The 26881-nt window shown below is 73.2% G+C and carries 24 protein-coding genes; 16 read left to right on the top strand and 8 right to left on the bottom strand.

The features are described 5' to 3' along the window. From ACZ6EG_RS32625 to ACZ6EG_RS32580, 10 genes are all read left to right on the top strand, one after another. A partial coding sequence (locus tag ACZ6EG_RS32625; RefSeq protein WP_469610066.1) for a HAMP domain-containing protein occupies nucleotides 1-3589 on the top strand: 3589 nt, incomplete at its 5' end. Nucleotides 3590-3686: 97 nt separating this feature from the next. Then, a complete protein-coding gene (locus tag ACZ6EG_RS32620) occupies nucleotides 3687-6185 on the top strand; it encodes a SpoIIE family protein phosphatase (RefSeq protein ID WP_391972599.1) in 2499 nt (832 codons plus the stop codon). A 118-nt stretch (nucleotides 6186-6303) separates the two neighbouring features. Then, nucleotides 6304-6696 carry an STAS domain-containing protein gene (locus ACZ6EG_RS32615; RefSeq protein ID WP_356610791.1) on the top strand — a complete coding sequence of 131 codons (393 nt, stop codon included), beginning with the start codon at nucleotides 6304-6306 and terminating at the stop codon, nucleotides 6694-6696. 139 nt (nucleotides 6697-6835) lie between these two features. Then, nucleotides 6836-7732 carry an STAS domain-containing protein gene (locus ACZ6EG_RS32610; RefSeq protein ID WP_391972600.1) on the top strand — a complete coding sequence of 299 codons (897 nt, stop codon included), beginning with the start codon at nucleotides 6836-6838 and terminating at the stop codon, nucleotides 7730-7732. After that, the gene (locus ACZ6EG_RS32605; RefSeq protein ID WP_391972601.1) at nucleotides 7729-8160 is read left to right on the top strand and encodes an STAS domain-containing protein; all 432 of its coding nucleotides are present in this window, start codon (nucleotides 7729-7731) and stop codon (nucleotides 8158-8160) included. The genes ACZ6EG_RS32610 and ACZ6EG_RS32605 overlap by 4 nt, the downstream gene beginning before the upstream one ends. Beyond that, nucleotides 8160-8600: an anti-sigma regulatory factor gene (locus tag ACZ6EG_RS32600; protein ID WP_391972681.1), complete on the top strand. Its 441-nt coding sequence runs from the start codon at nucleotides 8160-8162 to the stop codon at nucleotides 8598-8600. The genes ACZ6EG_RS32605 and ACZ6EG_RS32600 overlap by 1 nt, the downstream gene beginning before the upstream one ends. Next, on the top strand, nucleotides 8600-9664 hold the full coding sequence (locus ACZ6EG_RS32595) for an ATP-binding SpoIIE family protein phosphatase (RefSeq protein WP_391972602.1): 1065 nt from the start codon (nucleotides 8600-8602) through the stop codon (nucleotides 9662-9664). Before ACZ6EG_RS32600 ends, ACZ6EG_RS32595 begins: the two co-directional genes overlap by 1 nt. Continuing rightward, complete coding sequence (locus tag ACZ6EG_RS32590; RefSeq protein ID WP_391972603.1) at nucleotides 9661-11394, top strand: PP2C family protein-serine/threonine phosphatase; 1734 nt, start codon at nucleotides 9661-9663, stop codon at nucleotides 11392-11394. The genes ACZ6EG_RS32595 and ACZ6EG_RS32590 overlap by 4 nt, the downstream gene beginning before the upstream one ends. A gap of 237 nt (nucleotides 11395-11631) precedes the next feature. Further along, nucleotides 11632-13005: an NAD(P)/FAD-dependent oxidoreductase gene (locus ACZ6EG_RS32585; RefSeq protein WP_391972604.1), complete on the top strand. Its 1374-nt coding sequence runs from the start codon at nucleotides 11632-11634 to the stop codon at nucleotides 13003-13005. A 99-nt stretch (nucleotides 13006-13104) separates the two neighbouring features. Then, the gene (locus ACZ6EG_RS32580; RefSeq protein WP_391972605.1) at nucleotides 13105-15351 is read left to right on the top strand and encodes an FUSC family protein; all 2247 of its coding nucleotides are present in this window, start codon (nucleotides 13105-13107) and stop codon (nucleotides 15349-15351) included. Nucleotides 15352-15354: 3 nt separating this feature from the next. Here ACZ6EG_RS32580 and ACZ6EG_RS32575 read toward each other — a convergent pair whose 3' ends face one another. The 5 genes from ACZ6EG_RS32575 to ACZ6EG_RS32555 all read right to left on the bottom strand — a co-directional run bounded on the left by ACZ6EG_RS32575 (nucleotide 15355) and on the right by ACZ6EG_RS32555 (nucleotide 18563). After that, entirely contained in the window at nucleotides 15355-15789 is a 435-nt protein-coding gene (locus tag ACZ6EG_RS32575; protein ID WP_356610784.1) for a hypothetical protein, read from the bottom strand. A 28-nt stretch (nucleotides 15790-15817) separates the two neighbouring features. After that, entirely contained in the window at nucleotides 15818-16651 is an 834-nt protein-coding gene (locus ACZ6EG_RS32570; protein WP_391972606.1) for a DUF1206 domain-containing protein, read from the bottom strand. A 134-nt stretch (nucleotides 16652-16785) separates the two neighbouring features. Further along, the gene (locus tag ACZ6EG_RS32565) at nucleotides 16786-17028 is read right to left on the bottom strand and encodes a DUF5133 domain-containing protein (protein WP_391972607.1); all 243 of its coding nucleotides are present in this window, start codon (nucleotides 17026-17028) and stop codon (nucleotides 16786-16788) included. A 39-nt stretch (nucleotides 17029-17067) separates the two neighbouring features. Next, entirely contained in the window at nucleotides 17068-17937 is an 870-nt protein-coding gene (locus ACZ6EG_RS32560) for a SigB/SigF/SigG family RNA polymerase sigma factor (protein WP_391972608.1), read from the bottom strand. 179 nt (nucleotides 17938-18116) lie between these two features. Next, a complete protein-coding gene (locus ACZ6EG_RS32555; RefSeq protein ID WP_391972609.1) occupies nucleotides 18117-18563 on the bottom strand; it encodes an ATP-binding protein in 447 nt (148 codons plus the stop codon). 168 nt (nucleotides 18564-18731) lie between these two features. On the opposite strand from ACZ6EG_RS32555, the gene ACZ6EG_RS32550 reads away from it, so the two are divergent. The 3 genes from ACZ6EG_RS32550 (at nucleotide 18732) to ACZ6EG_RS32540 (ending at nucleotide 21299) form a co-directional block, all read left to right on the top strand. Beyond that, the gene (locus ACZ6EG_RS32550) at nucleotides 18732-18947 is read left to right on the top strand and encodes a hypothetical protein (RefSeq protein ID WP_391972610.1); all 216 of its coding nucleotides are present in this window, start codon (nucleotides 18732-18734) and stop codon (nucleotides 18945-18947) included. A 49-nt stretch (nucleotides 18948-18996) separates the two neighbouring features. After that, entirely contained in the window at nucleotides 18997-20475 is a 1479-nt protein-coding gene (locus tag ACZ6EG_RS32545) for an aminotransferase class I/II-fold pyridoxal phosphate-dependent enzyme (protein WP_469610054.1), read from the top strand. A 368-nt stretch (nucleotides 20476-20843) separates the two neighbouring features. Continuing rightward, nucleotides 20844-21299, top strand: a complete 456-nt coding sequence (locus ACZ6EG_RS32540) for a cyclic nucleotide-binding domain-containing protein (protein WP_356610777.1) — start codon at nucleotides 20844-20846, stop codon at nucleotides 21297-21299. 22 nt (nucleotides 21300-21321) lie between these two features. Here the strand turns inward: ACZ6EG_RS32540 and ACZ6EG_RS32535 are convergent, their stop codons facing one another. Both ACZ6EG_RS32535 and ACZ6EG_RS32530 read right to left on the bottom strand, forming a co-directional pair. Next, nucleotides 21322-22632 carry an MFS transporter gene (locus tag ACZ6EG_RS32535; RefSeq protein ID WP_391972611.1) on the bottom strand — a complete coding sequence of 437 codons (1311 nt, stop codon included), beginning with the start codon at nucleotides 22630-22632 and terminating at the stop codon, nucleotides 21322-21324. 97 nt (nucleotides 22633-22729) lie between these two features. Beyond that, entirely contained in the window at nucleotides 22730-23344 is a 615-nt protein-coding gene (locus ACZ6EG_RS32530) for a LysE/ArgO family amino acid transporter (RefSeq protein WP_469610050.1), read from the bottom strand. A gap of 66 nt (nucleotides 23345-23410) precedes the next feature. Here ACZ6EG_RS32530 and ACZ6EG_RS32525 point away from each other — a divergent pair, with 66 nt between their 5' ends. The 3 genes from ACZ6EG_RS32525 to ACZ6EG_RS32515 all read left to right on the top strand — a co-directional run bounded on the left by ACZ6EG_RS32525 (nucleotide 23411) and on the right by ACZ6EG_RS32515 (nucleotide 25145). Then, nucleotides 23411-24343, top strand: a complete 933-nt coding sequence (locus ACZ6EG_RS32525) for a LysR family transcriptional regulator ArgP (protein WP_469610046.1) — start codon at nucleotides 23411-23413, stop codon at nucleotides 24341-24343. Nucleotides 24344-24457: 114 nt separating this feature from the next. After that, a complete protein-coding gene (locus ACZ6EG_RS32520) occupies nucleotides 24458-24709 on the top strand; it encodes a WhiB family transcriptional regulator (RefSeq protein ID WP_053126994.1) in 252 nt (83 codons plus the stop codon). A gap of 73 nt (nucleotides 24710-24782) precedes the next feature. Continuing rightward, the gene (locus ACZ6EG_RS32515) at nucleotides 24783-25145 is read left to right on the top strand and encodes a DUF488 domain-containing protein (RefSeq protein WP_391972614.1); all 363 of its coding nucleotides are present in this window, start codon (nucleotides 24783-24785) and stop codon (nucleotides 25143-25145) included. 51 nt (nucleotides 25146-25196) lie between these two features. Here the strand turns inward: ACZ6EG_RS32515 and ACZ6EG_RS32510 are convergent, their stop codons facing one another. Then, nucleotides 25197-26870: an FAD-binding dehydrogenase gene (locus ACZ6EG_RS32510; RefSeq protein ID WP_391972615.1), complete on the bottom strand. Its 1674-nt coding sequence runs from the start codon at nucleotides 26868-26870 to the stop codon at nucleotides 25197-25199. Between the last annotated feature and the right edge of the window lie 11 nt (nucleotides 26871-26881).

Genomic DNA, 26881 nt, shown 5'->3' with positions numbered 1-26881 from the left:
GATCCTGGAGCTGAAGAACACCATCAACACGATGGTCGACCAGCTCTCCGCCTTCGCCGACGAGGTCACCCGCGTCGCCCGCGAGGTCGGCACCGACGGACGGCTCGGCGGCCAGGCCGACGTGCAGGGCGTCAGGGGCACGTGGCGCGACCTCACCGACTCGGTGAACTTCATGGCGGGCAACCTGACCAACCAGGTCCGCAACGTCGCCCAGGTCGCCACCGCCGTGGCCAAGGGCGACCTGTCGCAGAAGATCACCGTGGACGCCCGCGGCGAGATCCTGGAGCTGAAGAACACCATCAACACGATGGTCGACCAGCTCTCCGCCTTCGCCGACGAGGTCACCCGCGTCGCCCGCGAGGTCGGCACCGAGGGCAACCTCGGCGGGCGCGCGCAGGTGCGCGGCGTGTCGGGCACCTGGAAGGACCTGACCGACAACGTCAACTCCATGGCCAACAACCTCACCGGCCAGGTGCGCTCGATCACGCAGGTCGCCACCGCCGTGGCGCGCGGCGACCTCTCGCAGCGGATCACGGTCGAGGCCAAGGGCGAGGTCGCCGCGCTGGCCGACGTCATCAACACGATGGTCGACACGCTCTCCGCCTTCGCCGACGAGGTCACCCGCGTCGCCCGCGAGGTCGGCACCGAGGGACGGCTCGGCGGCCAGGCCCACGTGCCGAACGTCGCCGGCACCTGGAAGGACCTCACCGACAACGTCAACTCCATGGCCAACAACCTCACCGGCCAGGTGCGCAACATCGCGCTGGTGACGACGGCGGTGGCCCGGGGCGACCTGTCGAAGAAGATCGACGTCGACGCGCGCGGCGAGATCCTGGAGCTGAAGACGACGATCAACACGATGGTCGACCAGCTCTCCGCCTTCGCCGACGAGGTCACCCGCGTCGCCCGCGAGGTCGGCACCGAGGGACGGCTCGGCGGGCAGGCGGAGGTCGAGGGTGTCTCCGGGACCTGGAAGCGCCTCACGGAGAACGTCAACGAGCTTGCGGGCAACCTCACCCGGCAGGTCCGCGCGATCGCGGAGGTCACGTCGGCCGTCGCCGAGGGCGACCTGACCCGCTCGATCAACGTGGAGGCCTCCGGCGAGGTCGCCGAGCTCAAGGACAACATCAACGCGATGGTGCAGTCCCTGCGCGAGACCACCCGGGCCAACCAGGAGCAGGACTGGCTCAAGACCAACCTCGCCCGGATCTCCGGCCTGATGCAGGGGCACCGCGACCTGCCCGTGGTCGCCGAGCTGATCATGGACGAGCTGGTGCCGCTGGTCGCCGCCCAGTACGGCGCCTTCTATCTGGCGGAGGAGGGCGAGAAGGGCCCCGAGCTGCGCCTGGTCGGCTCGTACGGCTACCCGGAGGACTCCGCCAAGCCCACCCGCATCGCCTTCGGCCGCACCCTGGTCGGCCAGGCCGCGCGCAGCCGCCGCACCATCGTGGTGGACGAGCTGCCGCCGGGCTACGTGACCATCTCCTCCGGGCTCGGCGAGGTGGTGCCCACCGCTCTGGTGCTGGTGCCCATCGTGGTCGAGGGGCAGGTCCTCGGTGTCATCGAGCTGGCGTCGGTCGCTCCGTTCACGCAGATCAACCGGGACTTCCTGGAACTGCTGATGGAGACCATCGGCGTGAACGTCAACACGATCGTGGCCAACGCGCGCACCGACGAACTGCTCGCCGAGTCCCAGCGCCTGACCGCCGAACTGCAGGCGCGCTCGGCGGAACTCCAGGTCCAGCAGGAGGAGTTGCAGCGCTCCAACGCCGAGCTGGAGGACAAGGCGTCCCTGCTGGCGACGCAGAACCGGGACATCGAGGCGAAGAACCTGCAGATCGAGCAGGCGCGCCAGGAACTGGAGGCCCGTGCCCAGCAGCTGTCGCTGGCCTCGAAGTACAAGTCGGAGTTCCTGGCGAACATGAGCCACGAGCTGCGCACCCCGCTGAACAGTCTGCTGATCCTCGCCCAGCTCCTCGCGCAGAACCCGTCGCGCAACCTCACCCCGAAGCAGGTCGAGTACGCGGGCATCATCCACTCCGCGGGCTCGGACCTGCTCCAGCTGATCAACGACATCCTGGACCTGTCGAAGGTCGAGGCGGGGAAGATGGACGTCTCCCCCGAGCGGGTGACGCTGCGGCAGCTCATCGAGTACGTCGAGGCCACCTTCCGGCCCATGACGACGCAGAAGGGCCTGGAGTTCACGGTGTCGACGGCCACCGGGGCGCCGGCGGACCTGCTGACGGACGACTCCCGGCTGCGTCAGGTGCTGCGCAACCTGCTGTCCAACGCGGTGAAGTTCACCGAGCGGGGCGGGGTGGAGCTGGCCGTCGAGCCGGCCCACGACGACGAGGTGCCCCCGGGCGTGGTGCGGGGCGGTGCCGTCGTGGCCTTCCGGGTGAAGGACACCGGCATCGGCATCCCGGAACAGAACCTGGAGTCGATCTTCGGCGCCTTCCAGCAGGCGGACGGCACGACCAGCCGCAAGTACGGCGGCACCGGACTCGGCCTCTCCATCACCCGGGAGATCGCCCAGCTGCTCGGTGGCGCCGTCACCGTGGACAGCACGCCCGACCGGGGCAGCACCTTCACCCTGTTCCTGCCCGCGGCCCGGCCCGACTTCGAGGACCTGCTGGCGCGGGGCCCGGACCACGTCCCGGCCGAGTCGCCGGCCGACGTGCTCACCCGTCCGGCGCCGGTGCCCGAGCTCACCAGCGGCCCGCGGCAGCGCCCCCGGCGGCTGCTCGTCGTGGAGGAGCGTCCGCGCGGTCTGCTGACCCTCGTGGCGGAGAGCGTGATCACCGACCTGACGCACGGACGGGACGACGCGGGCGACCGGCCGCCGCTCGACGTCATCACGGCCGTGGGGGCGCAGGAGGCCGCGGGCGCGCTGGCGGACGAGCCGTGCCACTGCGTCGTCCTGGAGCTGGGCATGCGGGACGGCGAGGCGTCACGCTTCCTGCGGGCCCTGCGGGGCGACTCGGCGCTGGCGAGCGTGCCGGTGCTGGTGCACAGCGGTCACCGTGCGGACGCGGCCCTGGAGGAGAGCCTGCTCTCGGGCGCGCAGGACGGGGCGCTGGAGTTCCTGTCCAGCCTCGACGAGCTGCGGGAGCGCATCGCGCTGCACCTGGCCGCCGAGGAGCCCGGGGACGTGCTCTCCCTGGTCCGGCCGGAGGAACCGCAGTACCTGGCCCCGCAGACGGTGGACGACCCGTCGGCCGGGCGCACCGTCCTCGTCGTCGACGACGACGCGCGCAACCTGTTCGCGCTCAGCGGCATCCTGGAGCTGCACGGTTTCCGGGTGCTGCACGCGGAGAACGGGCGGCGGGGCATCGAGACGCTGGTGGACCACCCGGAGATCGCGCTCGTCCTCATGGACGTGATGATGCCGGAGATGGACGGTTACACGGCGACCGCCGAGATCCGCCGGATCCCCCGGTACGCCGAGCTGCCGATCATCGCCGTCACCGCGAAGGCGATGCCGGGCGACCGGGAGAAGAGCCTCGCCTCGGGCGCCAGTGACTACGTCACCAAGCCGGTCGACACCCAGGACCTCATCGCCTGCGTCCGACGGTGGCTGCCCGCATGAGCGCGCCGGCCCCCGTCCCGTACACCGGTGGGCCGGGCGGTGCGCGACGCGGCGCGTCGTGCACCGTGGCGGTCTCCAGCCGAGGAGCGTCCCCGTCGTGAGCAAGTCCGAGCAGCCCAGCGAACCGGTCGGCGAGACGCCGCCGGACCCCTCCACCGCGCCGCCCGCGGTCTCCGGGCCGCCACCGTCCCGCGCGGTCGACGGACCGGCCGCCGCCCTGCGCGGCATGACCCCGGTGTCCCCCGTGGGCCGGCTGGCGGCCACGGTGGACCGGCTCAGCCGTGAGGTCCGCGCCGCCCAGGCGGAGGCCGAGGGGCGGGCTCTGATCGAGCTGGCCAAGGGCATCCTGGTGGCCCGGCTCGGGTGCGGTCCGGCCGAGGCCGCCCGCCAGCTCGCCGAGCTGGCCGAGCAGTCGCAGGTGACCCCGCTGGAGTTCGCGGTCGACGTCATCAACCAGGCCGCCCGCGACCGCATGTCGGAGGTGACGGAAGCCTTCCTCACCGCCACCGCCGCCGTGCAGAGCGTGGACGCCGAGGACGCCACCGCCGACGGGGACGCGGCGGCGGAGTCGGCCGCGGTGCGCCTGCGGGCGGCCGAGAGCGGCGCGCTCGCCGCGGACGACACCCAGGCCGTCGCCGACGCGCTGCTGGAGCAGGCGCTGCGCCCGCTCGGCGCGGCCGCCGTGGCCATCTGGGCGGCCGGGTACGACGGCTCGCTCACGCTGGCCGGCAGCGCGGGCTTCTCCGCGGCCGAGGCCGCCCGCTGGCGCTACGTGCCACCGGACGTGGCGACGGTGGCCCGGTCGGGACTGACCGAGCGCGCGGGTCAGTGGTTCACCTCCCTGGCCGGGACGAGCCTGCCCAGCATCGGCCGGCACCAGTACCCGGAAGGCGGCAGGGTCGCGGTGCCCGCCGGTACCGGGGGGCGCATCCACGGCGTCCTGGAGATCGTCTGGCCGGCGCCGCTGGACCCGCAGCCGCCGCAGGTGGTCCGGCAGGTGGAGGCGCTGGCGGAGCTGTGCGCGCACACCCTGGAGTCGTACACGCCGGCGCCCGGCGCCGGGCAGGAGCCGCGGGTCATGCCGGACGCGGTGGAGCTGATGGACCTGGCCGACGGCCTGTACGACCCGGCGCTGGTCCTGGTGCCGCACCTGGACGCGGACGGTCACCTGGCGGACTTCCGCATCCAGCACGTGAACAAGCGGTTCCTGGATCCCGCCGGGCGGCCCCGGGCCGTCGTGGGCGGCGCCCTGCTGCTGGAGGCCTACCCGATGGCCGCCGGGGACAGCGAGCTGTTCCGCAGCGTGGAGCGGGTGTACGCCACCGGCGAGCCGTTCCGGGCCCGGCGCATGAACCTGACCGCCCTGGTGGACCAGGTGCCGTTGTCGGCGGTCGCGGACATCAGCGTGAGCCGGCACGGCAACGCCGTGCTGCTCATCTGGCGCATCGAGGACGAGACGGCCCGGCTGGCGAGCCTCCTCCAGCACGCCCAGCGCCTCGGGCGCATCGGCGGCTTCGAGGAGAACCTGCTGACCGGTGAGATCACCTGGAACGGCCAGCTCTTCGACCTGTACGGCCGCCCGCAGACGAGCGTGCCGGTACCGCTGGAGGAGCTGGCCGCGCACGCCCACCCGGACGACGCCGTCGCCATCGGCCGGTTCCTGCGGACGCTGATGCACCACCGGCGGCCGGCGTCGGCGGCGTTCCGGCTCCAGCGGCCCGACGGCGTCACCCGGCACGTGCGGGTGGTGGCCGAACCGGTCCTGGACACCGACGACCGCCTGCTGGTCGTCCGCGGCGCCTACCAGGACATCTCGGCCCAGCACTGGACCGAGGTGGCGCTCGCCGCGACCCGCGACCAGCTGGCCCACACCGAGCAGCAGGCCATCGAGCGCAACCGGCTGACGCTCCAGCTCCAGCACGCCATCATGCCGCCGACCCAGAGTCCGCTGAAGGTGCCGGACCTCCAGGTGGCCGTCCGGTACCGGCCCGCGGAGACGGAGCAGCTGGTGGGCGGTGACTGGTACGACGCCGTCATGCTGCCGAACGGGCTGGTGCTGCTGTGCGTGGGGGACGTGGCCGGGCACGGCATAGAGGCCGCGACCAGCATGGTGGTGCTGCGCAACGCGTTGCGCGGCCTCGCGGTCACCGGTGCCGGGCCGGGGCAGCTGCTGTCCTGGCTGAACATCGTGGCGCACCACCTGACGGGCGGGGTGACCGCCACGGCGGTGTGCGGCCTGTACGACCCGTCCCTGCGGACGCTGCGCTGGGCCCGGGCGGGCCATCTGCCGCCGGTCCTGGTCCGGGGCGCGGCGGCCAAGCCGCTGCCGCTGGTGCGGGGCATGCTGCTGGGTGCGGTGGCGGAGGCGGCGTACGAGGAGGACGAGGTGCAGCTGGCCGGCGAGGACACGCTGCTGATGTACACGGACGGCCTGATCGAACGCCGTGACCGCTCGGTGGAGGAGTCGCTGGCCCAGCTGCTGAGCACGGCCCGTAGGGCGCCGATCACCCTGGACCAGCACCTGGACCGGCTGCTCACCTACAGCCGGTCGGACACGGACGACGACACGTGTCTCGTGGGCATCCGGGTCGGGTGACGAACGGCACGCGGTCCCGCTTCCGGCCGGGCAGGTGTGGAGATCCGATTCGGGGGTAAACGCGGGGCGCGGTGGGACATGACGTCCCGCCGCGCCGGCCGCTTTGTTGGAGGTACACGTGCCCATAGCCCAGAACCCGCTGTCCGTAGAGGTGTCGCTGCCGCGGGAGGATGTCGCGCTGCTCAAGGTGGAGGGCTACCTGGACGTCGACACGGCGACCGAGTTCCAGCACCATCTGGCCAACCAACTGCACCACGGGCGGCGGCACTTCCTGCTGGACCTGTCGGAGGTCCCGTTCATGGACTCCTCCGGCATGAACATCATTTTGCGGGTCTACCAGGAGGCGCGCGAGCTGCCGGGCAGTGTGCACATCATCTCGCCGACCCCGGCGGTGCGGCGGGTCCTGGATCTGACGGGGGTCAGCATCACCGTGCCGGTCTCCGACAGCGTCGACGAGGCGCTCTCGCGCGTCGACGCGCTGCCGGGGGGACCCCAGGTGCCCGACGCCTGAACCCGGTCCGCCGCCGCTCCTCGGGAGCAGGTGTCGTACGAGGTCGGCGGGTGGTTACAGTGGTCGCCCGGCAGGATCACATCGCCGTCACGCTGCCTGCGGGTTCGGTGCGGCGCAACGCGGATGAGGAGTGGAACAGGTGCCGGAACAGGCCGAGGGAACAGCGGGATCACCGACCCACGAGGTCAGGGACTTCCTGCGGCGCCGCCGTGAACAGATCGCCCAGCGGTGGGCGGACGAAGCCCTGTTCCGGGCCGTGTTCACCGTCTCCCGTGACGAGGCGGTCGAGGCGGGCAAGGCGGTGGTGGACGGGCTGGCCCAAGTCGCGGACGCGCAGCGGGTGGAGGACCCGGACGCCGCGGGGTTCACGACCGTGCGCGAGCAGTTGGCGAGGATGGGCGCGGCCCGTTCCCGCGCCGGCCTGAGCACCGCTCAGGTGTCCAGCGAGCTGGCCGCCCTGCGCCCGCCGGTCGAGAACCTGCTGCTGGCCGACCTGCCGGACGCCTCGCCCGAGGAGGCCCGGGCCTGTGTCACCACGCTGAGCGTGCTGATGGGCACCCTTCGGGTCGTGGTCATGCAGACGGCGCTCAGCGAGGGGCAGGCCCTCATCGACCGCCAGCGGCTGCAGCTGCTGGAGGTGGCCACTCCCGTCATCAAGCTGTGGGACGGCATCGTGGCCGTGCCGCTGATCGGGACGCTGGACAGTGCCCGCAGCCAGGTCGTCATGGAGACCCTGCTGGAGTCCATCGTGGAGCAGCAGGCGCGCTACGCGATCCTGGACATCACGGGCGTGCCCACCGTCGACTCGCTGGTCGCCCAGCACCTGATGAAGACGGTGGCGGCGGCCAGGCTCATGGGTGCCGAGTGCATCGTCTCCGGTATCCGGCCCGCCATCGCCCAGACCATGGTCCACCTCGGTCTGGACCTGGGCACCGTGGTCACCCGGGCGAGCCTCGCCGATGCCCTCGGGTACGTCCTGCACCAGCTCGGGGTCGGCATCGTCAACCCCGTGGTGAACGGGCCGGTCACCCGGTGAGCGAGGCATTCCCGGGCCCCTACGGGGGTCCCGTGACGGGCCATGTTCCGGTCCTCCGACTCGGTGAGGTGCTCCTGGTCACCCTGCAGGGAGACCTGCACGACAGCACGGCGCAGCAGCTCCAGCAGGACCTCGCCGAGACCATCTCCCGCAGCGGCGCGACGGGGGTGATCATCGACATCTCCGGCGTGGAGATCGTCGACTCCTTCCTCGGCCGGGTGCTGGCCGAGATCGCCGGGCAGACCGAGTTGCTGGCCGCCCGCACCGTGGTCGTCGGCATGCGTCCGGCGGTCGCCATCACCCTGGTGGAGCTGGGTCTGACGTTGCCGGGGGTGCACACCGCGCTCAGCACCGAGGTGGCCATGGAGCTGCTCACGCAGCACGCCCCGTCGTCCCGCTACGGCGGGCTGCGCCAGGAGAGTCCGTGATGCACACTGCCGCGGGCGCCCAGGCCCGCCTGCCGATCCAGTCGGACATGGATCTGGTGTGGGTCCGCCAACACGTGCGGCAGACGGCCGCCCAGATCGGCTTCGGTCTGGTGGACCAGACGAAACTGGTCACGGCGGCCAGCGAACTGGCCCGCAACACACTGGTGTACGGGGGCGGCGGGACGATGGAGACGGAGCCCCTCACCGAGGGAGGTGTCCCGGGGCTGCGGCTGACCTTCCGCGACGAGGGACCGGGCATCGAGGACCTGGAGCAGGCGCTCAGCGACGGTTTCACCTCGGGCGGCGGGCTGGGCATGGGCCTGGGCGGCGCCCGGCGCCTCGTGCACGACTTCACGATCGAGAGCGGCCCAGGGGCGGGGACCACCGTGCGGGTGACCTCCTGGGTGGGTCGGCCTCCTCGCCCCCGTGGGGAGAGCTGATGCCACGCGTGTGGGACGTACCCGTGCACGACTCGACGCGGGTGCGCGACGCCCGGGTGGCCGCCGAGCACGCGGCGGCCCTGGCCGGGCTGGACGAGCAGCGGGCCGCCACCGCCGCGCTGGTGGCGACCGAGCTGGCCACCAACCTGCTGAAGCACGCCGGGGGCGGCCAGGTTTTCATCGACGTCGTCGCCCCGCCGGTCCTGGTGACCGGCGGTGAGCACACGAGGCTGGTGCAGGTCGCCACCGTCGACCACGGGCCGGGCATGGCCGACGTGTCCGCCGCGCTGAGCGACGGCTTCACCACGACGGGCTCGCTCGGTGCCGGTCTCGGCACCTGCGCACGCCTCGCCGACGACTTCGACCTGCACAGCGTCCCGGGCCGGGGCACGGTGGTCGTCGCCCGGATCGGTGCCGTGCCCGACCGTCCCGCCACCGGGCCGGACCCGGCGTCCCGGGTGCGGGCCGGTGCCGTGAACGTGCCGTTCGGCGGCGCGGAGTACTCCGGCGACGCCTGGGGCTGGGTCCGGGACGCGGACCGGGTCACGCTCATGCTGGCCGACGGCCTGGGGCACGGCCCCGAGGCGGCCCGCGCCTCGACCGCGGCCGTGGAGGCGCTGCGCGGTGCGGCCCACCTCGGGCCCGCCGAGGCGCTGCGGCGGCTCGACCAGGCGCTGAGGGGCACCCGCGGCGCGGCCGTGGCGGTGGCCCAGGTCGACACCCGAGCCGCGGTGCTCAGGTTCGCCGGGGTCGGCAACATCGGGGCGCGGCTGTGCGAGGGCGGCGCCTGGCGGCACCTCGTGTCGCAGCCCGGCATCGTCGGCACCCACCGGCCCACGACCCTCCGCGAGGAGGAGACGGCCTGGGCGGACGACCGCGTCCTGGTCCTGCACAGCGACGGTCTGCCGAGCCGCTGGACACCCACCTACGACACCTGCCGCACGGCGACCGACCCGGCGGTGACGGCCGCCGTGATCGTCCGGGACGCCAGCAGCTCGGCCCGCCCGGTGCGGGACGACACCGCCGTCGCCGTACTGGCCCCGACCCCGCCGGACCGCACATGACCCGTACCTGGCAGATCACCGACGTCACCGAGGCCGCGCGGGCGCGCATCGCCGCCGCGCGCCTGGCCACGGCCTACGGCGTGCCTCCCCTGGAGCGCGCCCGTCTGGTGTCCTCGCTCGGCGCGCAGCTGCGGCTGTGCCTGGCCAAGGGCGGCGTCTGGCGGCTCACGCTGGAGACGGGGGCGGCCTCCCGCGTCACGCCGGAGGCCGCCGGGCGGGTGCTGCACGCGGTGGTGGCGCCGGCCCGCGACACCGCTGCCGCCGGCCAGCCCCCGTGGCGGGTCACGGTGCCCTGCCCAGAGAGCGTGCCCGCCGCCGAGGCCGAGGCCGCGGTGGACGACCCGGCCGTGCTGGCGGAGGCGCTGCTGGGCACGGACGAGGACACGGCGCTGGTGCTGGAGAGGCTGAGCGAGCAGGAGCACCTGGTGGACTTCCACCGGGAGGAGCTGCAGCAGACCAACCAGGGCGTCGTGGCCCTGCACGCCGAGCTGGACGCCGCCGGGCGGGCCCAGCGGGAGGCGTTCGCCGCCGAACGCAAGGCCCGTACGGAGGCGGAGAACGCCCGCCGCAGACTGACCTTCCTGGCGAACGCGAGCGCGGTGCTCACGGCCTCGCTGGACCACCACGAGATCGTGCGCCGGCTGCCGGAGCTGCTGGTGCCCGAGTACGCCGCGAGCGTCGACGTCTGGCTGTTCGAGCAGGAGGGCGAACGGCCGGGCCCGGCGCATCCGGCCGTCGCCGTGGTCGCGGCCCGCACGGGCCGGCCGCAGTACGCCGCCGTGGACCCGGGCGGTCTGCCCGGGGTCGAGCACCAGCCGCCCTCGGCGCTGGAGCCGGAGCGGCCTCTGCTGTCCATCCCGCTGCCGACGCGGCAGGCTCCCCTGGGCGTGGTGACCCTGTCCCCGCCCGGGGAGCGCTGGGACCCCGACGACGCCGTGATGCTGATCGAGCTGACCCGGCGGGCGAGCATCGCCATCGACCACGCCCAGCGCTACCAGCACAACCGGGACATCGCCGAGACGCTGCAGCGGGCCCTGCTCACGGAGCTGCCCTCCCCGCCGGGACTGGCCCTGGCCGCGCGCTACCTGCCCGCCACGCACGGGCTGAACATCGGGGGTGACTGGTACGACGCCTTCCGCCAGCCCGACGGGGGCACCATCGCCGTGGTCGGCGACGTGACCGGGCACGGGCTGCGGGCCGCCGTGATGATGAGCCAGCTGCGTACCGCGCTGCGTGCCTACGCCGTCGACGGCGGCAGCCCCGGCCGGCTGCTGACCCGGCTGCACACGTTCCTGCACCACCTCCAGCCCGACCTGTTCGCCACGGCCGTCATCGCGCGTTTCCACCCCGACGACCCCACGATGACGTGGGCGGCCGCCGGACATCCGCCGCCGGTGCTGCGTACCCCGGACGGGCGGGTCCGAACCCTGGACGCCAAACCGGGCGCGATGCTCGGCATCCCGCTGCGGCAGGAGATCGCCGACCACACCGTCCCGCTGCCTCCGGGCTCGACGCTCGCGCTGTACACGGACGGTCTGGTGGAGCGGCGCGCGCTGGGCATAGACCCGGGCATCGCGCGGCTCTCCGAGGCGCTCGGCGGGTTCGGCACGGCCCAGTTGGAGGCGGACCTCGACGGCTCGGCGGACGGCCTTCTGCGTCCCCTGCTCAGCGACTCGCAACGCGACGACGACGTGTGCCTGTTGCTCTGCCACCTCCGCGGCTCCGGCTGAGCCGGACGCGTCCCTCCTCCTCCTCCCCCCCCCGCGGGCCGGTCCGGGCTCCGCCGCTTCCGCCCGGTGCGCTCCGGGGCCGGGCGCGGCATCGGTGGTGACCGAGGCGTGTCGCCTGCCTGCCGCGTCCGGCTGGCCGGATCGGCGTGGGCGCGGTGGGATCGACGAGGTGCGAAGCAGCGATCCAGGGGCAGGCGAATGGCGTTCGCGGCAGACCGCCTGGAGCCGCAGAAAGGGATGAACACCGTGACACGACCCAGGATCCTGGTGGTCGGCGCAGGTTTTGCCGGCGTCGAGTGCGTCCGTCGTCTGGAGCGCAGGCTCGCCCCGAACGAGGCCGACGTCACCCTGGTGGCGCCGTTCTCCTACCAGCTCTATCTGCCCTTGCTGCCCCAGGTCGCCTCCGGGGTGCTCACCCCCCAGTCGATCGCGCTCTCCCTGCGCCGCAGCAGCAAGTACCGGACCCGGATCATCCCGGGCGGTGCCATCGGGGTGGACCTGAAGGCGAAGGTCTGCGTGGTGCGCACCATCACCGACCAGATCGTCAACGAGCCGTACGACTACATCGTGCTGGCCCCCGGCAGCATCACCCGCACGTTCGACATCCCGGGGCTCACCGACAACGCCTTCGGCATGAAGACCCTGGCGGAGGCCGCGTACGTCCGCGACCACGTCATCTCGCAGCTCGACCTCGCCGACGCCAGCCAGGACCCGGTGGAGCGCGCCTCCCGGCTGCAGTTCGTGGTCGTCGGCGGCGGATACGCCGGCACCGAGACCGCGGCCTGTCTGCAGCGGCTGACGCACGCGGCGGTCAAGCGCTACCACCGGCTCGACCCGAGCCTGATCAAGTGGCATCTGATCGACATCGCGCCGAAGCTGATGCCCGAGCTGGGCGAGAAGCTCGGGCGGGACGCGCAGCGGATCCTCACGCGGCGCGGCATCGAGATCTCCCTCGGCGTCTCCATCGAGAAGGCCGGGCCCGAGGAGGTCACCTTCACGGACGGCCGGGTCGTGCCCACCCGCACGCTGATCTGGACCGCCGGGGTGGTGGCGAGCCCGCTCATCGCCACGCTGGGCGCGGAGACGGTGAAGGGGCGGCTCGCGGTCACCGCGGAGATGTGCCTGCCGAACCACGACGGGGTGTTCGCGCTGGGCGACTCGGCGGCGGTGCCCGACCTCGCCAAGGGCCAGGAGGGCTCGGTCTGCCCGCCCACCGCCCAGCACGCCATGCGGCAGGGCCGGCACGTGGCCGAGAACCTCATCGCCATGCTGCGCAACCAGCCGATGCGGCCCTACGTCCACAAGGACCTGGGTCTGGTCGTCGACCTCGGCGGCACGGACGCGGTCTCCAAGCCGCTCGGCGTCGAGTTGAAGGGGCTGCCCGCCCAGGCCGTGGCCCGCGGCTACCACTGGTCGGCGCTGCGCACCGGCGTGGCCAAGGCCCGGGTGGCGACGAACTGGGCGCTCAACGCGCTGGCCGGCGACGACTTCGTCCGCACCGGCTTCCAGGCCCGCAAGCCGGCCAAGCTGAAGGACTTCGAGTACACCGACGCGTACCTGACACCGGAACAGGTGCGGGAGCGCGTCGCCGGGGCGGTCCGGGCGGAGTGACCCCGCGGCCCGGGTCGGCTCGCGGCATGGCATGCTGAGAAGTGGATCTAGGCGCGAACCGGCCGGGTTCGGTCGTGGAACGGGTAGGTGTACGGCGGCGTGAAGGCAGCGGGGCGCTCGGTGCGGACACGGCTGCGGGACCGCCTCGCCGCGTCCGACCCCGGGCTGTTGCGGCTGACGGCGGGGCTGCGGACGGTGGGCGCCATCGCGCTCACCCTCGCCGTGCTCGCCGTGTTCGGCGCGGACGTCACCCACCTGGTGGCGGGGGCCATCGCGGCGATGGTCGCCACCTTCGCCATCCGGGAGAAGGAGCCCGGCCCGCAGGCCGTCACGCTGGCGCTGGGGCTGCCCGTGGCCCTGGCCTCGGTGTCGATCAGTTCACTGCTCGCCTCGCGGGTCGTCATCGGCGACGCCTTCTTCGTCGTCCTGATCTTCTGCGCCGTCTTCGTGCGCAGGTTCGGCGACCGGGGCACGGCCCTCGGGCTGATCGGTTTCCAGGTCTACTTCCTCTCGCTGTTCGTCGGCGCTCAGGTGTCGGTGCTGCCCGAGCTGCTGGGGGCCATCACGGTGGCGTTCGCGTGCAGCGCGGTGGTGCGGTTCGCGGTGGTGCCGGCGACGCCCGCGGGCATCCTGCAGCGCTTGCGGCAGGCGTTCCGGGCCCGGCTGGCCCAGCTGATCGCCACTCAGGCCGAGTTGCTGGACGCGGGGCCGGACGAGATCGAGAAGACGCTGGAGCGCCTGCGGGACGGCACCGCGCGCCTGCACGAGACGGCCCTGATGATCCAGTCCCGGCTGGCGGAGGGCACCCCCGACGAGTCCACGGCGCGGCTGGTGCAGCGGCGCGTCGCGGACGCCGAGATCGCCTCCGAGCGCCTCGGCCTGCTGCTGCTGACCGCGCGCAGCGCCGAGCGGGCGGACACCCTGACCCTGCACCTGCCCGGCGCGCCGGCGCCCGCGGTGGGTCGCTCGCCGGCGCCCGGTGAGGCCACGGAGATCCTGCGCCGCGATCTCGGGGCGCTGCGCACGCTGGTGCTGCGGCCGCCCGCCGAGGCACGCGGCACCGCGCTGTCCCATCTGCGCAACCGCCTCCTCGGCTACCGCGACGAGGAGAACCTGCCCGAGGCGACCCCTGCGGTGCAGGACGTGTTCCGCGGCATCGGTGAGACCGCGCGGGCGGTCATGGGCCTGCGGATCGCCCTGGACGGGCCGCAGGACGAGTCGGACGACACCCCGGCGACGACCCGCTCCCGGGAGGAACTGGACGCCGAGGACGCGGCCATCGAAGCCGGTGAGGAGGCCGCTCCCAAGGAGGAACCCACCGGACTGCGGCGGCCCACCACCCGCGCCGCGGTACAGGTGGCGGTGGGGTCCTCGCTCGCCATCGTCGGCGGGGAGCTGCTGTCCTCGCAGCGCTGGTACTGGGCGGTCCTGACCTGCTGGATCGTCTTCATCAACACCGCGTCCACGGGCGAGATCCTGGTCAAGGGCTACCGGCGCCTGCTGGGCACCGTCCTGGGGGTCGTGGCGGGCATCGTGCTGGCCGGCCTGGTCGGCAACCACACCTGGATCGCGTTCGGCCTGGTACTGCTGCTGATCTTCGCGATGTTCTACACGGCGCCGCTCTCCTACACGCTGATGTCGTTCTTCGTCACCGCGATGCTGGGGCTGCTCTACACCCTGCTGCACACCTACAGCCTGTCGGTGCTGCTGCTGCGCATCGAGGAGACGGCGCTCGGGGCGGCCTGCGGGATCGTCGCGGCGGCGCTGGTGCTGCCGATACGCACCGACCGCCGGACGAACGAGCTGCTGGAGACGGTCCTGGAGCGGCTCACGGACGTCACCGAGGGCGCCGTGGACCAGCTCAGTGGCGGGCCGGCGGCCGATCTGCTGGACACGGCACGGGAGCTGGACCAGGCCCTGGGCGATCTGCGGGCCGCCACCCAGCCGCTCACGCACCCGATCACGCCGTTGCGGGCCCGGCGGGACACGGCCCAGTACGTGGTGGCCCTGCTGGAGACCTGCGCGTATCACGCGCGGTCGCTGGCGGCGACCGCCGAGCTGCTGCCGACGCACCCCTCGATCGCGGCCGACCCCCGGCTGCGCGGGGCCGTGCGGCGCACGGTGCGCAACATCGAGGCGATCGCCGCGCGGGTCGCCGACGAGGGCGTGCGGACCGAGGTGGAGACCGGGCCGAGCATCGCGTCACTGCTGGAACCGGACGCCGCCGGGGTGCCGCGGTACGGCCGGATCACCGGCCGGGTACTGCGGCACCTGGAGCGCCTGGACGAAGCGGTGGTGGGTCTTGCCCGGCCGCTGGGTGTCCCCGTCAGGACACCGCAGGGGTGAGGGTCAGAAGTCGCTGGGCAGACCGCTGGCCTCGGCGATGCCGCGCAGTTCCTCGTTCTGCACGTGGCGTTCCTTGAGGTAGTCGGCTATCTCCTCCAGGCGTGCGGGGTCGGAGGCGGTGGCGGCGTCGGTGACGACCCGCACCGGGCCGGTCTCGTCGGTGCTGATCTCGACGACCTCGTTGTCCAGCCGCCCGGTGACCGCGGTGGCGATGACCAGCGCGGCCTCGTCCCTGATCTCCTGGGGCAGCGCCTCGGCGTTGTCCCCGTCCAGGGAGAAGTCGATGGTGGGCATCTGCTGCTCGTCGATCGCCTGGAGGACGGGTTCCACCACGCTGAGCAGCAGCTGGTAGTCGTCGGTCTCCATGCGCACGCGCAGGAGGTCGAGGTAGACGTCCACGGGACGTCCGTCCGGCGGAGGAATCTCGTGTTCGTTCATTCGACCCGTGTTCCCCGTGCCGCGCGGCTCAGACCCTGCGCCAGCGCGCGAGGGCGAAGGAGAACACCCCGAACAGCACCAGACCCGCGGCGACGCACACCAGCAGCCAGGGTCCGAGCGGGGTGCCGGCGAAGGAGCGCAGGGTGTCGTCCAGGCCCTTGGCCCGGTCGGGTTCGTAGTCGACGGCGGCTCGCACGGCGAAGGCTCCGGCGGCCGCGAAGACGACGCCGCGGGCCGTTCCTCCCCCGACGCCGGTGACGTCGACCAGCCGCCGGGCCCGGGGGCTCAGCTCGCCCAGCTTCAGCTTCTTGTGGTAGCTGCGGCGCAGCGCCTGCACGGCGATCACGACACCGGCGACGACGATCCCGGCGCCGACCAGGCCCACGATCCACTGCCCGGCGGGCATCTCCATCACCCTGGAGGTGACGTCCCGGGACTGCTGGTCACTGGAGCCGCCGCCGCCGGAGCCGGCCGCGAAGGCGAGGACCGAGTAGGCGACGAACGAGTAGAAGACGCAGCGGGCGGCGGCCGGGAGCCGCTTCTTCGCGGTGTGGCCGTCCTTGCCCGTGACGCCGAAGAGCGCCTCCGACAGCCGCCAGAGCGCCATGCCGACCAGTCCGGCGCCGAGCGCCCACAGCAGGACCGCGCCGAAGGGCTTGTCCGACAGCTCGGCCAGGGCACCGCCCCGGTCCGCCTCGTGGTCTCCGGTGCCGAAGGCGATCTGCAGGGCCAGGATGCCGACCAGCAGGTAGATGACGCCGCGTGCGGTGAGTCCCGCTCGCGCGGCTCCCTCGGCGGTCGATCCGTTGGCCGCCCTACGGGCCCTGCCGCGGCCGGAACGTGCCAGAACATTCGCGTTCATGTGAAGCATCCCCTCCCGAGATTCCGCATGCCCCGTCGTACCGGGCACACACCCCGGCTGCCCGCACACCGACGAGCGGTGTGCGGGCAGCCGGGTCACCACACCTTCCCCGACCCGTCCTCCGGGTCAATCCGTCAATCCGCCGCCAGGGCGGGTTCGGCGGACACGGACGCCCCGGCCGGAGCGGCCCCGAGCTGGCGCCGTGCGGCCTCCAGGGCGTGCCGCACGTCCCGCGTGCCGGTCGACACGCACAGCGTGTAGGCCAGGTCCCGGGTCCGGGGGCCCGGTCCGCCCGCGTCGTCGGCGGGCTCGCACGCCGCCGAGGCCTCGTACGCCTCGACGAGTCTGCGCAGCACGGCAGGGTGGGGCGTCAGCATCCGTCTCGTTCCTCCTGCGGTCATCGGGTCCTCGGCGCGTCAGCCGCGCGTCGTGCGGCCGGTGCCCCGGTGGCCCGGGCGCTGTCCCAGTGCCTCGTCGCGCACTCGGGCGCAGCTGCGGCTGATGAGCCGCGAGACGTGCATCTGCGAGATGCCGAGACGATCGGCTATACGGCTCTGTGTCATGTCTTCGAAGAAGCGCATGTAGAGGATGGCCCGCTCGCGCTCGGGCAGCCTGCGCAGCCCTTCCTTGGCGGACTCGCGGTCGATCACGGTGTCGTACGAGCCGTCCGCGGCACCGAGGGTGTCCGCGAGGCTGTAGCCGTCGTCGCCGGCCGAGAGTTCCGCGTCCAGCGACAGGGTGCTGAAGCTCTCCAGCGCCTCCATCCCCGCGCTGACCTCGTCCTCGGTCAGTCCGGTGTGCGCGGCGAGGGCGGCCACCGAGGGTTCGGGGCTGCCCGGGTTCTGGGTCAGCTCACGCCGGGCCACCCGCACCTTGTTGCGCAGTTCCTGGACCCGGCGGGGCACCCGCAGGGCCCACATCCGGTCGCGGAAGTGACGCTTGACCTCACCGGTGATGGTGGGCACGGCATAGCTCTCGAAGGCCCCGCGCTCCGGGTCGAAGCGGTCGATGGCCTTCACCAGGCCGAGCGCCGCGACCTGGCGCAGGTCTTCGATGGACTCGCCGCGGTCCCTGAAGCGGCCCGCGATCCGGTGGGCCATGGGCAGCCAGGCGGTGACGAGCTCGTCGCGCACCGCGTCGCGTTCCGGCCCGTCCTCCAGACCCGCCAGCCGTCCGAAGAGGGCCATGGTGTCGGGGGCGTCGTCGTGCCGGCGACGGGCGGTGGTGGCGGACGTGGGGGCGGACTCGGCGGGGGTTCCGGGGACGGTGGGTGTTTCGATGAGCATGCGGATCGCTCCTGAACGGTGGTCTCAGGGGAACATTCCGCGGGAACGGTGCTGTCCGGGTGACCTCACCCGGAGGGCCCACGCAGCCATACCGCTCCCGCTGCTGCGCCTCCGGTCCGAAGCACGAACTTGCGACTGCCCCCACCCCGGGGGAACAAACTCCGCTTTTCGAAAAGTACTCAGGACAGCGGAACGACCACCGTGATGCACTTGCCTCCCGCGGGAAGGTCTGCCACGCGCACGTCGGAGGCGAGCCGGCAGACGATCGGCCAGCCCCGGCCGCCGACGCGGCGCCGGCCCTGGGGGTCGGTGCGCGGCACCGCCACCGGCAGATCGTGGCTGCGGTCGCTCACCGACAGGCGCACGCCGGGGCCGACGAGGTCGACCTGGAAGTCGGTGATGCCGCCGCCGTGCAGGATCGCGTTGGTGGTCAGTTCCGAGGCGACGAGCACGGCGTCCGACAGGGCGGCGGCGTCGCACACGGCCCGGCCGTCGGCGGCGCCGCGGGCGGTGACGACGCGTTCGACGGTCCTGCGCGCCTCGGCGGGTTTGCACGGCCGGAACCGCCGGTGCCGGTCGGCGTCGGACGGGTCGACGACGGTTTCGGTGGTGTGGCTGTCACACATCCGTCAGCTCCCTCGGGGGTGAGACGTACCGGGTCGGGCCGGCTCCGCGCGATGGGCGCGCCGTGCGGCCCCGTTACTTTCGGCTCACCTCTGCCGGTGGTGCCAAACCTTCCCGCCTCCGTACGGCGCAACAGCCATCCCGGCGCCGCGCGGGGGTAAACGGAAGGCATGACGGATGTTGTGGACGCGGATGAACTGCTGCGCCGGATGCACCGTGCGCGGGCCTGCGCGCTGGAGCAGGAGCGGACCTGGCGGGGGCGGAGGGACGAGCTGCGGACGACCGATCCGGAGGGCTCCCGGGAGGCCGCGGTGCGGTCGCTGGCCTACGAGGCCGTCCTGCGGGTGCTGGACGAGGTGCTGACGCCGGGCAGGAGCACAGCGTGACGGGCCACGGGGCTGATTGACCGGGTGGGCGCCGGGAAACCGGACCGGCATGACAGCCGACCACACCCGAGCACCCGTCCTCGAAGCCCTCGTCGACTACCGCCGCGACGGACGGCTGTCGTTCACGCCGCCGGGGCACAAGCAGGCGCGGGGGGCCGACCCCGCGGTGCGCGAGGTGCTGGGCGACGCCGTCTTCTACGGTGACGTCCTGGCGATCGGCGGACTGGACGACCGGCTCACCCGGGGGCGGGTGCTGCAGCGCGCCCAGGATCTGATGGCCGACGCCGTGCACGCGGACCACACGTTCTTCACGACGTGTGGGAGTTCCCTCTCGGTGAAGGCGGCGATGCTGGCGGTCGCGGGGCCGCACGAGAAGCTGCTCGTCGGCCGGGACGCGCACAAGGCCGTCGTCTCGGGGCTGATCCTGTCCGGCATCGAGCCGGTGTGGGTGGAACCGCGCTGGGACGCCGAGCGGCACCTGGCCCATCCGCCGTCCGCCGAGGAGTTCGAGAAGGCCTTCGCCGCCCACCCCGACGCCAAGGGCGCGCTGATCACCAGCCCGACCCCCTACGGCGCCGGCGCCGACCTGAGGGCCGTCGCCGAGGTCTGCCACCGGCGTTCGACGCCGCTGATCGTGGACGAGGCCTGGGGCGCGCATCTGCCCTTCCACCCCGACCTGCCCTCCTGGGCGATGGACGCGGGGGCCGACATCTGCGTGACCAGCATCCACAAGATGGGCAGCGGCCTGGAGCAGGGTTCCGTGTTCCATCTCCGCGGCGACCTGGTCACGCCGGAGGTGCTGGGCATGCGGGCGGATCTGCTGAACACCACCAGCCCCTCGACGTTGATCTTCGCCGGGCTGGACGGCTGGCGCCGGCAGATGGTGCTGCACGGTGAGGAGCTGATGGGCGAGGCGCTGAAGCTGGCGGCGGAGGTGCGTTCGGCGGTCGAGGAGATCGACGGCATGCACGTCAACGACCGGGACGACTTCTGCGCGCCCGGGATGGCCCACGACTTCGATCCGCTGCCCGTCGTCATCGACCTCGACGGGCTGGGCGTCTCGGGTTACCAGGCGGCGGACTGGTTGCGCGAGCACCGGGGTGTCGTCGCGCACCTGACGGACCACCGCCGCGTCGGCGCGCAGATCACGCATGGGGACGACCGCCAGACCGCGGGGGAACTGCTGGCCGCGCTCAAGGACCTCGCGAACGCCGCCCCGGATCTCGCTCCCGCCCCTCGCGTGGAGGTGCCGTCGCCGACCGAGCTGCGGATGCCGCAGGTGATGCTGCCGCGGGACGCGTTCTTCGGACCCGCCGAGGACGTGCCGCTCGACCGGGCCGCCGGACGCGTCGCGGCGGAGATGATCACGCCGTACCCGCCCGGTATCCCGGCCGTCCTGCCCGGCGAGCGGCTGGCCGAGCCGGTCCTGCGGTATCTGCGCAGCGGCCTGGAGGCGGGGATGTTCCTCCCGGACCCAGGCGATCCCGCGCTGGAGACGGTGCGCGTCGTCGCGGAGAACGGCGGCTGAGGCCGGGCCCACCCGGCGCGGCCGAGGGGCGGCACGTGGTCCCGGGGCGGCGTGTTGGCCGGGGGCGGCACGTGAAACAGGTCACGTGGCCGGGTTCCGGTTTCCCGGAACCGCCGAAGATGGTTTAGCGTTCATCCATACGTGGCGACGGAGTCGACCGAGTGTCCTTCGTACGTCACCGCTTACGGCCCTGGCTGGCTTCCCCCGTCCAGCCAGGGCTTTTTCATGCCCTCACTCCCCCGCCCCCGGTTCCGGCACGAAATCCGTCCGGGATCCGCCGTCCGCCGAGGTGCTCAGGGCGCCGACAGCGACTGAAATGGGCATAGGGAAAGCCCCGGAACCGAATCGCCGGCGAGGAGCCCCGTGCCATGACCAAAGCGATCAAACTGCTGACCGCCCTCCCCCAGCCCCAGCGCGGACGGCTTACGGCACTCGCCCGGGAGGTCTCCTTCCCCGAGGACACCCGGATCTTCGAGGCGGGCGGCCGGGCCGACCGGTTCTGGGTCGTCCGCTCCGGCGCGGTCTCCCTGACCCAGCAGGTCACGTCCCTCCAGCAGGTCACGGTCGCCAGCCTCGGCGCGGGTGACCTGCTCGGCTGGTCCTGGCTCTTCCCGCCCTACGAGTGGGACTTCGGCGCCGAGGCCTTCAGCCCGGTGCGCGCCTACGAGTTCGACGCGGCCTCGGTACTCGCCCTGTGCGAGGAGGACCCGCAGCTCGGCATCGTGCTGGTGCGCTCCGTCGCCGAGATCCTCGCGCACCGGCTGGAGACCACCAGGGGCCGGCTGATGGAGCACTACGCCCTGCACGGACGCGGGTCCCTGTGAGCCGTCCCCGCCGCGGGGGCGGCTAGACCCGGTAGCGCCGCAGCGCCGGGACGGCGGCCGCCAGGGCCAGCATCACCACCACGACGAGCAGCCCGCCACCGGCCACCGCCTCCCGGGCACCGAAGGCGGAGCCCGCCCCGCCGTGCAGGACGTCGGCCAGGCGGGGGCCGCCCGCCACGACGACGGTGAAGACGCCCTGCATCCGCCCGCGCATCTCGTCGGTCACGGCGGACAGCAGGATCGCGCCGCGGAACACCATGGACACCATGTCCGCGACGCCCGCCACGACGAGGAAGGCCACCGCGAGCCACAGGCTGGAGCTCAGCCCGAAGCCGGCGATCGCGGCGCCCCAGACCACCACCGCACCGATCACCATCCACCCGTGGCGGCGCGCCCGGGAGAACGTGCCGGAGAACACCCCGCCGGCCACCGCGCCGACGGGTATCGCCGCGAACAGCAGCCCGAGGGCCAGCCCTTCGCCGTGGCCGGCGTAGCCCTCGGCGGCGAGCTGCGGGAACAGGGCGCGGGGCATGCCGAGGACCATGGCGACGATGTCGGCCAGGAAGGACAGCAGCAGCACCTTGTGGCGGGCGATGTAGCGGAAACCGGCCACGACCTCGCGCACGCCCGCGCGCCGGACCGCGGCTCCCGACAGCGGCGGCAGCGCCGGGAGCCGGTGGACCGCCCAGACGGTGACGCACAGGGCCAGTGCGTCGATCAGGTACAGCTCGGCCAGTCCGACGACCGGGATCAGGACGCCGGCCAGCAGCGGGCCGACCACCTGTCCGGTCTGCATGACGGTCGAGCCGAGGGCGTTCGCGGCGGCGAGTTCGTCGTCGGGGACGAGCCGGGCGATGGAGGCGTTGCGCGCCGGGGCGTTCAGGCCCCAGAAGGCCTGCTGGAGCGCGAGCAGCAGCATCAGGGCGGCGACCGACTCCATGCCGGTGACGGCCTGCACCCAGAAGAGCAGCGAGGTCACGGCGATGCCGACGTTGGTGATCAGCAGCAGCTTGCGGCGGTCCATGGTGTCGGCGACCGCCCCGCCCCACAGCGCGAACACGATCAGCGGCAGCAGGCCGGCGAGGCTCGCGGCGCCGACCCAGGCCGAGGAGCCGGTGATGTCGTAGATCTGCTTGGGCACGGCCACGGCGGTGAGCTGGCTGCCGACCGCCGTGACGATGGTGGAGGACCACAGCCTGCGGTAGGCCGGGCGGCGCAGCGGGCGGGTGTCCATGGCCCAGCGGCGCCATCCGCGCCGCCGGCCCCCCTGCCGCGGATCGGGGCCCTTCGCCCCTGCTTCGGTCCCGCTCCCGCTGCTCTCGCTCGTGTCCACGCGCTTCCTACGTGCTCATTACATCTTTCGGTTGCGCGCCCACTATCCCAGTCCCGCCCGGACACCCTGCGTCCGCGTGGCCGGTTCGCGTCCCCCCTCATGCCCCGGTGATGAGCGTGATCCCGAGGACGATCATGGTCGCGGCGACCAGTCCGTCCAGCACCCGCCAGGCCACGGGCCGGGCCAGGAAGCGGCCGAGGTAGCGCGCGCCGAAGCCGAGCGCGGCGAACCAGCACAGGCTGGCGACCGCGGCCCCCACGCCGAAGGTCCAGCGCAGCGGTCCCTGGTCGGCGGCGACCGAGCCCAGCAGGAAGACCGTGTCGAGGTAGACGTGCGGGTTGAGCCAGGTGAGCGCCAGGCAGGTGAGGACGGCCCGGCGGCGCGAGCCCGCGACCTCGCCGTCCGCCCGCAGCGTGCCGGCCGGCCGGAACACCCGCCGGGCGGCCAGGGCGCCGTAGCAGAGCAGGAACGCGCCCCCGACCCAGCCGATCGCGGTCAGCGCGCCGGGCCAGGCCACCACGACCGCGCCGACCCCGCCGACCCCGAGAGTGATCAGCAGGGCGTCGGACAGCGCGCAGATGCCGACCACCGCGAGGACCGCGTCGCGGCGGATCCCCTGGCGCAGGACGAAGGCGTTCTGGGCTCCGATGGCGACGATGAGCGAGAGGCCGGTGCCGAAGCCGGCGGCCGCGGCGGTGAGGGCGTTGGTCATGTTCCCGACGCTAAGCGAGCGATCACAGGAGGTACAGCTAAAGATTCTTACGTAACATTAGGCGACATGATGACACCGGAGGCAGCGGCGACGACGGGTCCGGCGGCGTTCGCGGACCTTCCCATCGATCAGGTGCGCACCCTGCTGGCGGTGGTGGACGAGGGCACCTTCGACGCGGCGGCCGCGGCCCTGCACGTGACACCGTCGGCGGTCAGTCAGCGGGTGAAGGCGCTGGAGCAGCGCACCGGCCGGGTGCTGCTGCTGCGCACCAAGCCGGTGCGTCCGACGGACTCCGGCACCGTGCTGGTACGGCTGGCCCGTCAGGTGGCCAGGCTCGAGCGGGACGCGTACGCCGAGCTGGGGCTCAGCGGGGCCGGGGAGCCGACGCGGGTCTCGGTGGCGGTCAACGCGGACTCGCTCGCCACCTGGTTCCTGGGCGCGCTCACGCGGATGCCCCGGGACCCGCGGCTCTGTTTCGAGCTGCGCCGCGAGGACGAGGACCACACGGCGACCCTGCTGCGGGAGGGCGTGGTGATGGCCGCGGTGACCTCGTCGCCCGATCCCGTCCCGGGCTGCACCGTCCGGCACCTGGGCCGGATGCGGTACCTCCCCTGCGCCGAACCCGCCTTCGCGGCGCGGCACTTGGCCGGGCCGCTGCGCCCGTCGATCGTGGCGGCACCGGTGGTGGTCTTCGACCGGCGGGACGACTTCCAGGACGGCTTCGCGCGCCGGCTCGGCCACGGCGGCGCGGGTCCCGCGCGGCACTACGTACCGACCTCGGAAGGGTTCGTCGAGGCGGTCGCCGCCGGCCTGGGCTGGGGCATGGTGCCCGAACCGCAGGCGGAACCGCTGCTGCGCGCGGGCCGGCTCGTCGACTTCGCCCCGGATCTGGCGGTGGAGATCCCGCTGTACTGGCAGCAGTGGAAGCTCGACTCCCCGGCGCTGGCCACCGTGGCCGACGCGGTGGTCTCGGCGGCGGCGCGGGCCCTGCGGACATAGGCGCGCCCCGGGGCGAAAACCACACAGCCGGTTTCACACCGGTGGCGAACGGTCACCCGCAACGGAGCAGACCATTCCCGAAAGCGCGAACGATACCGATCGCAGGTGACTTTGATGGACAACTGGCGAGAGCACGCCGCGTGCCGCGCGGAGGACCCCGACCTGTTCTTCCCGATCGGCACCACCGGACCGGCCGCGTTGCAGACCGAGCAGGCCAAGACGGTCTGCCGGGGCTGCCCCGTGCAGGAGCAGTGTCTGCGCTGGGCCCTCGACACGGGGCAGACCATCGGCGTGTGGGGCGGGACCAGTGAACTGGAACGCCGTGCGCTCAAGCGGCGCGAGGCCGTGCGCAGGCGGTCCGCCTGACCAGGGCGCGGCGCGGTCGCCCCCGGCGGCCGGACGCCGAACCCCGGCAGAACCACCCCCGGAAGGACCGGCCATGACCGTGCGTGTGCACCGCGTCTACGACCCGCCCGCGCCGGACGACGGCGTACGGGTGCTGGTGGACCGGCTGTGGCCGCGGGGTGTGGCGAAGGACGCCTCCCAGGTGGACGCGTGGCCCAAGGGCCTGACCCCGTCGACCGAACTGCGCCGCTGGTACCACGCGGGCGAGGGTCCCTACGAGGAGTTCGCCGCGCGCTACGAGGCGGAGTTGGCCGCCCCGGAGGCGGCCGAGCTCCTCGACCAGCTGCGAGAGCTGGCCCGCCGGGGGGACGTGACGCTGCTGACCGCGTCCAAGTCCCCCGGGCGGAGCCACGCATCCGTGCTGCGCCGCCTTCTCGACGAGGCGCGAGGGGCGTGAGCGGCGTACGGGGCGTGAGCGGCGTGAGCCGCCGCGGGACGCGTCCGCCGCTCAGGCGGTCTGCCGTGCCGCGGCCCGGCCCGCCGCCCTCCCGGAGAAGAGGCAGCCGCCGAGGAAGGTGCCCTCGAGCGCGTTGTAGCCGTGCACCCCGCCGCCGCCGAACCCGGCCACCTCACCGGCCGCGTACAGGCCGCCCACCGGGGTGCCGTCGGCGCCCAGGGCGCGGGAGTCCAGGTCCGTCTGGATGCCGCCGAGGGTCTTGCGGGTGAGGATGTGCAGCTTGACGCCGATCAGCGGGCCCGCCGACGGGTCGAGGATGCGGTGCGGGGCGGCCACCCGCCCGAGGCGGTCGCCGATGTAGCGGCGGGCGTTGCGGATGCCCTGGACCTGGGCGTCCTTGGCGTACGGGTTGGCCATCTGGAGGTCCCGGGCCTCTATCTGCCGCCGGATCGAGGCGGCGTCCAGGAGCGGCTTGTCGGTCAACCGGTTCATCGCGTCGACCAGTTGCTCCAGGTTCGGCGCGGTCACGAAGTCGGCGCCCTCGCGCAGGAAGGCGTCCACGGGGCCCGGGGCACCCTTGCCCAGGACGCGCTCGCGCAGGAACCCGGCCCGGTCCTTGGCGGTGATGTCGGGGTTCTGCTCGGAGCCGGAGAGCGCGAACTCCTTCTCGATGATCTTCCGGGTGAGGATGAACCACGAGTGGTCGTGCCCCGCGAGACCGTCGGCCGTGCGCAGGTGCCGCAGGGTGCCGAGGGTGTCGTAGCCGGGCAGGCAGGGCTCGGGCAGGCGGCGGCCGAGGGCGTCGAACCACAGGGAGGACGGCCCGGGCAGGATGCGGATGCCGTGGCCGGGCCAGATGGGGTCCCAGTTGCGCACGCCCTCGGTGTAGTGCCACATCCGGTCGCGGTTGACCAGGCGGGCGCCCGCCTCCGCGCTGATGTCGAGCATCCGGCCGTCGACGTAGGCGGGGACCCCGGTGACCATCTCGGCGGGCGGGGTGCCGAGACGCTCGGGCCAGTGGCGGCGGACGATGTCGTGGTCGGCGCCGATGCCTCCGGAGGTGACGATCACGGCCTGGGCGGTGAGTGCGAACTCGCCGGTCGCCTCGCGGCTGGAGGCGACGCCCCGGGGCGAGGTGTCCTCGGCGAGGACCGTGCCGCGCACGCCGCGCGCGGTGCCGTCCTCGACGATCAGCCGGTCGACGCGGTGGCGGTGGTGGAAGGTGAGCAGCCCGTCGCGGGCGGCTTGGCGGGCGTACTTCACGAACGGCTCGACGACGCCCGTGCCGGTGCCCCAGGCGATGTGGAAGCGGGGCACGGAGTTGCCGTGCCCGCCGGCCCTCAGGTCGCCGCGCTCGGCCCAGCCGACGGTGGGCAGGAAGGTGATGCCGTGCCCGGCCAGCCAGGACCGCTTCTCCCCCGCCGCCCACTCGACGTACGCCCGCGCCCAGCGCACGGCCCAGGAGTCCTCGTCCTCGGTCCGGTCGAAGCCCGCGCTGCCCTGCCAGTCGTTCCAGGCCAGGTCGAAGGAGTCCTTCACGCCGAGACGACGCTGCTCCGGCGAGTCCACGAGGAAGAGGCCGCCGAAGGACCAGAAGGCCTGCCCGCCCAGGTTGGCGGCGTTCTCCTGGTCGACGAGGGCGACCCTCCGGCCCCGGCTGGTCAGTTCGTGGGCCGCGACCAGGCCCGCCAGACCCGCTCCGACCACGATGACGTCGGCATCCATGGCGACCGTCC

The organism is Streptomyces sp. NPDC041968, assembly GCF_055589025.1.
This window is presented reverse-complemented; position numbering and strand designations above follow the sequence as displayed.